Origin of the sequence: Steroidobacter sp. (assembly GCF_016790065.1) — a bacterium.
In the GTDB taxonomy this organism is placed as follows: domain Bacteria; phylum Pseudomonadota; class Gammaproteobacteria; order Steroidobacterales; family Steroidobacteraceae; genus Steroidobacter.
Window position 1 is genome coordinate 1 of the sequence record NZ_JAEUPY010000668.1, and the last position, 10,671, is coordinate 10,671.

Here is a 10,671-nt window from a genome sequence, read left to right on the forward strand (position 1 = left end):
AGTTCTCGTGCGCGCGGCCCTTTCTTCTCTCCAAGCGAAGTTGCCCTATACCCCCAGTGAACAATCCAGTGAACAAGCTGCTGCTGTGTTTCTTGTTATGCGCGCCGGTGTGTCACGCCGCGTCGCGCCCCGAGACTTTCACGCTGACGGAATCGATCGCGGCTCATGGGACGATGAGTACCAGCTTGATCGCCGCCGCGAACAGCCGCTATGTGGTTTGGAGCGATGGCAACAACTTGCTTGCCGCCGCTGCACCGAACTTCAAGCCGCGGCAGATCACTGCCTATACCGATCAGGCCGGGATGCAGAATGTTTCTATCGCGCCGGACGGACGCTCGGTCTTTTTCGTCCGCGGTCGCAAACAACGCGGCTTCCCGCCTTATCCCGCGAACGACACGCGCGAATTGATCAAACTCAATATCGATAGCGGTGAAACGACGCGTGTTGCGAGCGGCGAGGGTATTCCTCCTTCTCCCTGGACGTTCTCCCCCGATGGTCGTGCATTTGCTTTCTGTGAAGGCAAGATGCTGTTTGAGCTTCGCCAAGAAGCGCAAGGCTGGACACGCCGTCCGCTGCTCGCCAACGATGCGGAACATTACGCAGCGGTTTATATCGAGGAGCTCGCGTATTCGCCCGATGGTTCGCAGCTGGCCTTCAGCAGTCATCGCAAAGCGGGCCAGCGGTTTGTGGGCGTGGTGAATCTAGCCACGCTGAAGCATCGCTATCTCGCTCCCGGCATCTTTCAGGACATCAAGCCGGTGTGGTCGCCGGATGGCAAGCAGTTGTTGTTTACGCGAATCCCGGGCAACTGGGCTACGGCGTATCGCTTCTCGGCGCAGTCGCGTAACGCGGCGTGGAGTCTGGAACTGGCTGATCCGAACACCGGTGACGTGCGCACCCTGTGGCGTGCGGATGCAGGGGCGGGCGCCGTGCCGTCACCGGATTATCAAACGCCGATCTGGACGCGTGATGGTCAGATCCTGTTCCTCTGGGAGAAGACGGGTTGGCAACTGTTGTACTCCATTGCTAGCAACGGTGGCGCCCCTCGGTTGCTGACGCCGGGCGAGGGTGAAGTCAGCAATGTCGTATTGAACGCAGCGGGCGATAGTGTTGCGTACGAAGCCAACATTGGCGACTTGCCGCGGCAGCATGTGTGGCGGCTCGCGCTGAACAGCGGCAGTCCGCAGCGGGTGGCGCAGGGGCAAGGCGTGGAAACACGGCCCGGCTTCACGGCGGATAGTTCGCTCAGTTATGTGGCCAACGTGAATGGCCGCATGCCGAATCGACGGGTAGTGAAGCTTGGCGAACGTGTCGTCGAACTCACGCCGCAGACTGAACAGGCCGCGAAGTCTCGCAAGCTCTGGGAGCAGTTCGCCGATGTCGAAGTACTACCGATCCGCGCTGACGACGGCCTCGTTGCTTATCACTTGTTGATGGTGCCGAAAGGCAAGCCGCCCACGGGCGGCTATCCCGTTATCGTCACCGCGAAAGGTGGACCGACCGGTCGCGTGTTTCCTGGTTACGGCTACGGTGCTTACACGCCATTCGCACAGTACGCCGTGAGCCGCGGCTACATCGTCCTGGAGATCAACTATCGGGGCAGTAGCGGTTTCGGCTTGGCGTATCGCTATCCCGCCGAACGTGGTGCGACCGGCGGCAGCGAAGTGAAAGATCTCGCCGCGTTGGCGCGCTATCTCAAATCTCGTAAGGACGTCGATCCCAAGCGCATCGGCATCGCGGGCCATTCTTATGGCGGCCACATCGTGGGCTTGGCACTCAGCCGACTGCCGGACGACTACGCGGCGGGCATTCATATGAGCGGCGTCGCGGACTGGGTGATCGAGATGAAAAAGGACGGCGAGACCTCGCACGCACCCAGCGCGCCGCCTGAATTCATTCCACTCTCCGAACGTCTTCGCATCGAAGATCTGGCGCATGCATCCTCATCGACCTCGAGCGTGGCGAATTGGCGTGCACCAACGCTCTTCATCATGGGCGAGCTAGACACGTCCGGCCACATGGAATCCATCATCGATCTGGGTCATCGCCTGATGGAGCGTGGCACGCCCACGCAGTACTACGTCGTGCCCGATGCCGGACACGGTGGAGGTCCCGGTCAATTGCAAGATTCGGTGTTTCCGTTACAGAAGATGTTCGATTTCTTCGAACGTATGTAACGGCAACTTCCGAATCACAGTTCTGGGGACGACATGCGATTGAATGCTTTGACGCGAGTGGCGGCCGGTTGGATGTTGGCCGCGTTGATTGCCGGGCCGATGGTGGCACGGGCGGATGCCATCGATGACGCTGTGAATGCCGCTCTGGCGAACGATCGCATCCCGGGCCTGGCGTTGGCGGTGATTCAGGATGGCGTGCTGGTGCGGGCGCAAGGCTATGGCTACGCCAATCTGGAACATCGCGTGCCGGTGCATCCGGACACCATTTTCCAAACCGGTTCGCTGGGCAAGATGTTCACCGCGGTGGCCGTCATGTTGATGGTCGAAGACGGCAAGCTCAATTTGGATGAGTCGATTCGTCGCTATCTGCCGGAGGCGCCTGCGTCCTGGAAGAACATCACGCCCCGACACATACTGACGCACACGTCCGGCCTGAGTCGCAGTTACTACAGTTACGCCAAGCTTGCTCCCGGCGATTTCGACTTGCGCCAGGACTACAGCGAAGCGGAGCTGTTGCAGTTCCTGTACCGCACCAAGCTGGATTTTCCTGCCGGGCAGAAGTTCAGCTACAGCAATACCGGCTATGCGCTATTGGGGCTGCTGGTGAAACGGGTCGGCGGGGTCGCTTACGCTGATGTTCTCAAGCAGCGGGTGTTCCGACCGCTGGGCATGACGACGGCTGGGCCGATCGACGATCGCGGCATCGTGCCGAATCGCGCCGCCGGCTACGACGTTCGTGAAGATGGCACGATCCTGAATCAGGAATGGGTTGCCGCCACGGCCAACGGAACGGGCGATGGCACGCTGTATCTCACGGTGCTGGATTGGGCGAAGTGGGATGCCGCTGTGCGCGCCAGAAAAATTCTGCAGCCGCAATCCTGGGAACAGATCTTTGCTCCGGCGCGACTGAATAGCGGCAAAACCTATCCCTATGGATTCGGCTGGAATCTGGCCAATGTCGGCGGCCAGAAGGTCCACATGCACGGCGGCCAATGGCAGGGGTTCGTGACTCACTACGTTCGTTACGAGGGCCAAGGCTTATCGGTCGTCGTGCTTACCAATAGTCGTAGCGGCAATGCGGGGGGCGTCGCGAAGGCCGTGGCGCAGATCGTCGATCCGAAACTGGCGCCGCCGTCCGCCAGTCCCATCGAAGACCGCAATCCACGGGTCACCGCACGGCTGCATCAGATCCTGCTCGAATCAGATATACCTGCCGCGCAGCGCGCCACCATGCCGCCCGATTTGCGCGAACGCATCGCCGGTGCGTACCAAAAGAGTCGCGGGGTCCTGGGCAAGTTGCAGGAACTCAAGCTGTTCTCCTTCAACGAAATGGGCGATGACGGTCACTACCTTTATCGCGCCCGTTTCGACCGGGAGATTGCCGATGTCATCCTGGTGCTCTCGCCATCAGGTGATATCCAACAGCTCGCGTTGCGCCCGGTCGCGGCGTGGAATGCTCCGCTGAAGTAACGGCCAGAAGGTTATCGATGTTTCCAATGCATAAGGTCTGCGCGTTCTTGGTCGCCGCGTTGCTGGCGGTGCTGCCGGAAGCGCTCACGGCGGAATCTTTTCTGATCCAGAACGCACGACTGGTGGACGGCACGGGCGCGCCGGCCATTCCCAGGGCATCCGTTCGTATTCAAGATGAACGCATCGTGGCCGTTGGCGCGTTGCAGGCGCTTCCCGGAGAACGAGTCGTGGATGCCAAAGGATTGGTGCTGAGTCCCGGCTTCATCGATACGCACAGTCACCATGATCGCGGCATGAGCAAACATCGGGACATGCTGCCCGCGGTTACTCAAGGAGTGACTACGCTGATCTTGGGACAGGATGGCGGTCATACACCCTTGCCCGAACTGTCTGCGACGCTGAGCAAAGAGCCGGTCGCCGTCAACATCGCCTCGTACCTCGGGCACGGCACGATTCGCAACGCGGTGCTAGGCAAGGACTTTCGGCGAACCGCAACTGCGGATGAAGTGCAACGCATGCGCGGCTTGGTGCGCGAGGGCATGCAGGCTGGTGCGCTAGGGTTATCGACTGGTCTCGAGTACGACCCGGGCATCTACGCCAGCAAGGATGAAGTATTGGCCCTCGCTAGTGAAGCTGCCAGCTTCGGTGGGCGATACATCAGCCATATGCGCAGCGAGGATCGTGAGGTGTGGCAGGCACTCGATGAGATCGTGGAGATCGGTCGTCGCACCGGCATGCCGGTGCAGGTGTCGCACATGAAGCTGGCGATGACCGACTGGTGGGGGCAGGCGGATCGCTTCATCGGTGTACTGGACCGCGCACGTGCCAGCGGTGTGAAGATCACCGGCGATGTCTACCCGTACGAGTATTGGAATTCCTGGCTGTCGGTGCTGTTCCCCAATCGCGACTTCGACAATCGTGAAACCGTGCGCTTCGTACTCCGCAGTCTCGCACCACCGGAAGGGTTGAGGATCAATGGCTATGGGCCGGATCCCAGTGCGCAAGGCATGACCGTGGCGGAAATCGCCAAGGCACGCAACATGGATCCTGTGGAGGTCGTCGTGATGCTGCTGACCGACGCCCAGAAAACTAACAGTGAGGTGTCGGTCATCGGCACCAGCATGCGCTCCGACGATGTCGCCAAATTCATTGCCTGGCCGCACAGTAATATCTGTTCGGACGGCAATGTCGGCGGCAAACATCCGCGCGGCGCCGGCAGCTTTACGCGAGTTCTAAGAGTCTACGTTCGAGAGCAAAAGCTGCTGACGCTAGAGCAAGCCATCCACAAGATGAGCGGGTTGGCGGCGGAGCACATGGGAATCACGGATCGCGGCGTGATTCGCCCGGGTGCCTATGCCGACTTGGTGTTGCTGGATCCACAAACCGTGGCCGACCGAGCGACGCTGGAGCAACCTGGGCTCAGCTCGATCGGAATCGACAAGGTCTGGGTGAATGGCGTCGCGGTGGTCGAGCAGGGTGGCGCTACTGGCGCCTATCCAGGCAAGGCTCTGCGCCGCGAACGGTAGCTGTCGCGGCATCACCCCGCCATTCCGGACTTTCCCGCCGCCACACACTCTCCCATTGAGGCAGGCCCGACCGCACACCCGTGCCGGCGAGCGCCTTTGCCCTGGGGAGTGTCATGGAATCCAAAAACAGTAGCTTGACTGCTGTCTTCTCCGCGTGCGCGATGGCGCTGGCGGTCACGATGGTCCAGCCGGCGAATGCGCAGGCAACGTTCCCGGATGCAGCGCCCAGGGCGGCGGGTGAGGGCGACGGTCCTTATGCGCGGCTGCTGATCGAAGGTGGCACGATCATCGACGGAACGGGCGCGCCGCCGCGTGGGCCGGTGAACATCGTGGTCGAAGGCAATCGGATCGTGAGCGTCGGCGAAAGCCCCCCGGACGGCATCACTCACCGCATCGACGCGAAAGGCCTGTTCATCGTACCGGGCATGGTCGATACCCATGTGCGCGTGATGAACGGCGGTCGCGACATGACGCCTGATTACGCACTGAAGCTGTTATTGGCTCATGGCGTCACGACGATCACGTCGATGCAACCCATGCAGTATCTCGATTGGGCATTGAAGCTTTCTCAGCAATCGGCCCGCAACGAGATCGTGGCACCTCGGGTTCAGCCTTGGGCGGACTACCGAGGCCAGCCCACGGCAGCGGAGACAAAAGCAGAGCTGCAGAAACTGTATGCGCGCGGCGTACGCGGGCTGGGCGAGGGTGCGATTTGGAGTTCGCCGGAAGTTATCAAAGCGTCGCTGATCGAGGCGAAGCGCTTGGGGTTTCGGGTCTCCTGGCACATGAATCCGTTGCATCTGTACAAGTTCAATGCACTGGAAGCCGCACGCGCAGGGCTGAACGGCCTGGCCCACTGGTACAACTTGCCGGAGACGATGTTCGAAGGGCAGGCGTTGCAGCACTATCCCGAGGACTATAACTACGCAGACGTGCGCTCACGCTTCCGTCAATCGGGGCGGCTCTGGAAACAGGCGGCGCCGTCGGGTAGCGAACTGCGAGAGCGCGTGCTCAACGAGTTCCGTGCTCTGGACTTCACGTTCGAGCCGACCTTCAGCGTGTATGAAGCGAATCGCGACTACATGGGCACGCGCAACGCGGAGTGGAATAAAGAATATTTGCATCCGGTGCTAGCGAGAGAGTTCCAACCGAGCGCCACAGGTAGCTTCGCGCACTTCTACGATTGGAGCAGCACCGATGAAATCGAATGGCGCGAGAATTTCCGGCTGTGGATGCAGTTCCTCAACGAGTACAAGAACCGCGGCGGTCGCGTAGTGCTGGGCACCGATTCAGGATTCATGTGGACCACGTTCGGCTTCGGCTTCGTTCGTAACATGGAGCTGTTGCAAGAGGCCGGCTTCACACCGTTGGAGGTGTTGAGCTCGGCGACGCGGCAAGGCGCCGAACATCTGAACATGGCGGGTCAAGTGGGCACCATCGAGGTGGGCAAGCTCGCGGATCTGGTCATCGTCAACGGCGACCCGATGAAGAATCTGAAAGTGTTCTACGGCACGGGCATCGAGACATTGGCGAGCGACGGGCGTGTGGTTCTCGGTGGTGGTGTGAAGTACACCATCAAGGACGGAATTGTCTTCGATGCACCGAAGCTGCTCGCGGACGTGCGAGAGATGGTGCGGAAGGCGAAAGAGAAAGACCAAGCAGCCGCGACCGTCAGCAACAACACGCAGCACTGAAGATCACGATGGCTCATCAGATGCGTTCGTCGTTGATCGGCGTAGTGTGCTGTGCTTTGGCTGCGATAACGTCATTGGCGGCGGACGCCGCGACGACCGTTATCGAACGCTCGGGTCAGTACGACTCGGCCGTGCCGACGCCGGAGCAAGTGCTCGAGTTTGCGCCGGGCTCGCGTCCGGTGCGGTATCACGAGGCACTGAAGTATTACGAAGCGCTGGCCGCGGCTCGGCCCAATCGGGTTCGATTGCAAGACTACGGTCGTACTTCAGGCGGCCGTCGCTTGTATAAGCTGATCGTTGCTACGCCTGAGAATCTTGCAAAGCTGGAGACGATTCGCGCCGACTTGCATCAGCTGGGCAATGGCACATTGGAGTCAGCGGCGGCACGCCGGTTGATCTCGGATCTACCCGCGACTGCATGGATGGGCTACGGCATCCACGGCAGCGAAATCTCCGGCGCCGATGCAGCGTTGGAACTCGCCTATCGATTGATCGCCGGCGAAGGCGAGGACGTGCAGAAGCTACTGCGCAGCCTGGTCATCCACATCGATCCGATGTTCAACGCCGACGGTCGCGAGCGGACGTTGAGTCACATCCAGTCCTTCAGTCGCCGCAACGGCGCCGAGAATCCCGCCGACCTGGCACACGATCCGATCTGGCCCCAGGGACGGGGCAATCATTATCTGTTCGATCTGAATCGAGATGCGATGTACACCGTGCAGCAGGAGTCGCGTGCCCGTGTGGCCGCGATCCAAGATGCTAGCCCGCAGCTGCTGGTCGATGCGCACGAGATGGGGCCGGACAACACGTTCCTGTTCGCTGTGCCCGCAGAGCCACACAATCCGTTACTGCCGGCGAGCGTGCACGAGTCCTGGAAGGTGTTCGCGCGCGACCACGCGGCGGCCTTCGATCGCGATGGCACCAGTTTCTACACGCGTTCCTGGAATGAAGTGTTCTACCCGGGTTATTTCGATATCTGGCCCGCGTACCAAGGCGCCGTGCCCATCATCTATGAACAGTCTGCGACTCGTGGCACGACGGTACGTTTATCGAACGGTCAGCGACGCGGCTACGCAGAGGGGGTGGAACATCAGCTTCGCAGCTCGCTCGCAAGCTTGCAGACGGCCGCTGAGAATCGAGAGACGTTGCTGTTGCGATGGTGGGAGGCGCGTCGGTCGGCAGCACTGAGTGGCTCGTCGGGTCAGCGTGCCTGGCTGCTGCTGCCCGGAGATGACTACAAACTCAAGCAAGCGGCATCGACGTTGCTCGCGCAGGGATTGGTCGTGGAGCGTTTGCAACGTTCAGTGAAGGCATCCGGCCTGCATAACATGTGGAGCGCCGATGCTCAGTCCATGGAATTGCCCGCGGGCACGCTGCTGGTGCGTGCTTCACAGCCATTGGGGGCGCTGGCTCACAATCTGCTAGACCTGCATGTTCCGATGCCGTCGGATTTTCTTCAGAGAGAGCGCAAGAGTCTGGACTCCGGCGGCGGTTCGAAGCTCTATGACACCACCGCGTGGTCCTTGCCGCATGCCTTCGGTGCGAATGCCTTGTGGAGCGGTGCCGTGCCCAAAGGAGAGTGGGTTGGGCTCGCGAGCGTGGACGATGTGCTCGACGCCAGCCCCGCCTTCAGCGAAGGCCGGTACGGCTATCTCTATCGAGACCCCTCGTTGTTCGTGACCGCTCGGCTGCTGCAAAAGGACGTGAAGATCCGCGTTTCTCAGGAACCGTTGGTGCACGAAGGTGTGCGCTTCGAGCCGGGCACGCTGCTGATCCGCAATGATGACCAAGCGCACTCGGTGATCGAACAGCTGCGCGCGCAACAGCAAACGGGGGCGGTGACATTCACTGCAGTCAACAGCGCTCGGATCATCGAGGGACCCGATCTCGGCGACCAAACGTTTCAACTTCTGAAAACCCCGCGGATCGCCGTGCTCGGAGGACTGGGCTTCTACGATCCCAGCGTCGGTGCGGTAGCGCACTTGCTGGATGTTGCTATCGGTGTGCCATTCACGCTGCTCGATATCGCGCGGCTCAGTGGGGACGATCTCAGTGAGTTCGATGTGTTCGTGATCCCGGACGTTGGCGAGCAACGCACGGTGCTTGCTTTGATGGATGCGGGCCGGCGGCAGGCGCTCCGCCAGTGGGTGGAGAATGGCGGCACACTAATCGGCTTGCGTGGTGGAGCGAACGCGCTGGCAGCTGCCGGCTTGACGGTCGCGAAGTTGCGCCAGGACGTCATCGAGAAGTATCCGCCGCTGATGTTTGGTCGGTCGGCGCGCTCGGTGATCTCGGAGGATTTCATCCGCGCTGTGGGCGCAGCGCCTGATGTGGCAACTCAAGAGCAGAACGGCGCGGTGACTTTGCCGGTGATCTCGCCTGCCGCACGACTGTTCCTCAAGAGCGGGGCTTCTGAAGGATTCAAGTTTCCGGCGACGGTGCCTTCGCTGGAGAAATGGCTCGCCGATGTGCCGGCAGCGGAGTCGCTGCGGACCAGTGCTGGCCAGCTCCTGCGCCGCTACCTACCACGCGGCGCGTATTTGAGTGTGGAGCTGCGTCCGGGTGACTGGATAACCTTGGATGTTCCCAAGCGACTGCCAGCAATGTTCCGCGAGCCCGATGCATGGATCGCCGAAGCCGGTTCCGACACAGTGGGGCGGTATGACAAGCCAACGCAGCTCGTGTTGTCCGGGCTCGTGTGGCCCGAGGCGGTGGGTTACATCGCTGACACCGCGCACTTGATTCGAGAACGGCGCGGGATGGGGCAGGTGCTGCTGTTCGCGAACGATCCACTGTTTCGTGGCTACTCGCTGGGCACGCAACGGCTGTTCATGAACGCGGCCTTCTTCGGCCCCGCGTTTCGATGACCTGCGACTAACACAGGATAGCTTCATGAGAATCCGATTCGAGTCACTGCTGGTTGCGGTGGGCCTCGCTGTGCTATCGAGCTCAGCATTCGCGCAGGCGCCTGCCAAGGACGCTGCCAAAGCGTCGTCCAAGTATCCCAAGCCGGTCGTGCCGGAGTATCAGCACGACTTCGACATGCTCAAACGCAAGATCGAAGTCCTGTCCATGTATCAGCGGCTGGGCGATATCGCCCAGATCGAAGAGATCAACATCACTTCGCCGGTGCCGCCGCGCAACTCCAACCCGACCGGTTTGGGCGCGGGCAATCCGCTGGTGCTCCCGGCCTACACCTTCGTGCCGAAAGCGTTGGGCAAACGTAAAGCGCCGCTGCTGGTGTTCGTCCACGGCGGCGTGCATTCGAACTTCAGCGGTATGTTGATTCCGATCGCGCGCGAGTTACTGCAAGAAGGCTACGTGATCATTGCGCCGGAGTATCGCGGCAGCAGCGGCTTCGGTCGCGGCATGTACGACGAGATCGACTACGGCGGCGCCGAGATCGACGATTCCCATGCGGCCAAGGACTGGGCGGTGGAGAACATGCCGAACGTGGATAGCTCCCGCGTCGGCATCATCGGCTGGAGTCATGGGGGCTTTCATGCGCTGATGAACATTTTCCGCTGGCCGACCGAGTATCAGGTGGCCTACGCCGGCGTGCCGGTGAGCGATCTGGTGCAACGGATCGCCTATCAGCCCAGCTATCCGGAGATCTTCAACAATTTCATCGGCAAGTCGGTGAACGAGGATCCGCTGGAGTATCGCCGCCGCTCGCCGGTGTACCACGCCGATAAATTACAGACGCCGCTATTGATTCACGCCAACACCTCCGACGGCGATGTGCACATCATGGAAGTGGATCATCTGATCGCAGCGCTGAAGGCGGCCGACAAGAAGTTCGAA

General features: G+C 60.9%; 6 protein-coding genes. All 6 read left to right on the forward strand.

Going from position 1 to position 10,671, the window contains the following annotated elements:
- Positions 1-68: 68 nt before the first annotated feature.
- Positions 69-2,177 carry a S9 family peptidase gene (locus JNL55_RS27555; protein WP_293862225.1) on the forward strand — a complete coding sequence of 703 codons (2,109 nt, stop codon included), beginning with the start codon at positions 69-71 and terminating at the stop codon, positions 2,175-2,177.
- A gap of 33 nt (positions 2,178-2,210) precedes the next feature.
- Positions 2,211-3,647: a serine hydrolase domain-containing protein gene (locus JNL55_RS27560; protein ID WP_293862228.1), complete on the forward strand. Its 1,437-nt coding sequence runs from the start codon at positions 2,211-2,213 to the stop codon at positions 3,645-3,647.
- A 17-nt stretch (positions 3,648-3,664) separates the two neighbouring features.
- Positions 3,665-5,173 (forward strand): N-acyl-D-amino-acid deacylase family protein, encoded by a 1,509-nt coding sequence (locus JNL55_RS27565; protein WP_293862231.1) that lies wholly within the window; start codon positions 3,665-3,667, stop codon positions 5,171-5,173.
- A 113-nt stretch (positions 5,174-5,286) separates the two neighbouring features.
- Positions 5,287-6,867, forward strand: a complete 1,581-nt coding sequence (locus JNL55_RS27570; protein WP_293862234.1) for an amidohydrolase family protein — start codon at positions 5,287-5,289, stop codon at positions 6,865-6,867.
- 8 nt (positions 6,868-6,875) lie between these two features.
- Entirely contained in the window at positions 6,876-9,734 is a 2,859-nt protein-coding gene (locus JNL55_RS27575; RefSeq protein ID WP_293862237.1) for a M14 family metallopeptidase, read from the forward strand.
- A 25-nt stretch (positions 9,735-9,759) separates the two neighbouring features.
- Positions 9,760-10,671: alpha/beta hydrolase family protein (locus JNL55_RS27580; RefSeq protein ID WP_293862240.1), on the forward strand; the 912-nt coding region annotated here is incomplete at its 3' end.

Bases quoted from the DNA above. Each gene is read 5' to 3' on its own strand.
- JNL55_RS27560 (WP_293862228.1), top strand. From the start codon at position 2,211: ATGCGATTGAATGCTTTGACGCGAGTGGCGGCCGGTTGGATGTTGGCC.
- JNL55_RS27565 (WP_293862231.1), top strand. From the start codon at position 3,665: ATGTTTCCAATGCATAAGGTCTGCGCGTTCTTGGTCGCCGCGTTGCTG.
- JNL55_RS27570 (WP_293862234.1), top strand. From the start codon at position 5,287: ATGGAATCCAAAAACAGTAGCTTGACTGCTGTCTTCTCCGCGTGCGCG.
- JNL55_RS27575 (WP_293862237.1), top strand. From the start codon at position 6,876: ATGGCTCATCAGATGCGTTCGTCGTTGATCGGCGTAGTGTGCTGTGCT.